This is a genomic window from Paraburkholderia sp. SIMBA_027, assembly GCF_046535315.1.
GTDB classification, from domain to species: domain Bacteria; phylum Pseudomonadota; class Gammaproteobacteria; order Burkholderiales; family Burkholderiaceae; genus Paraburkholderia; species Paraburkholderia tropica.
Window position 1 is genome coordinate 1 of record NZ_JAWRWY010001720.1, and the last position, 231, is coordinate 231.

A 231-nucleotide genomic window follows, 5' to 3' on the forward strand; every position below is an offset into this window, starting at 1 on the left:
GGATACGCCATCGCGTACGTCGACCCGAAATCGTTGTAGACCTCAACGATATCGCCGGCACCTATTCCGAGCTCCTGCGCGTCGGCTGGGTTGATTTCGATGTAGGCCATCGGGTCCCGGGAACGGACGAATTCGTTGTACTGGTCGTGGTACACCGTTTGCCACACTTCGTTGGTGCGGCCGTTGTTAATCCAGAAGCGGTATTTCCCCTTCTGGTCCGCGACTGTCTTC

Annotated in this window: 1 protein-coding gene; it reads right to left on the minus strand. The window is 57.1% G+C overall.

Translation table 11 applies throughout. From position 1 onward, the window contains the following. Positions 1 to 231: molybdopterin dinucleotide binding domain-containing protein (locus SB764_RS45050; RefSeq protein WP_410867441.1), on the minus strand; the 231-nt coding region annotated here is incomplete at both ends.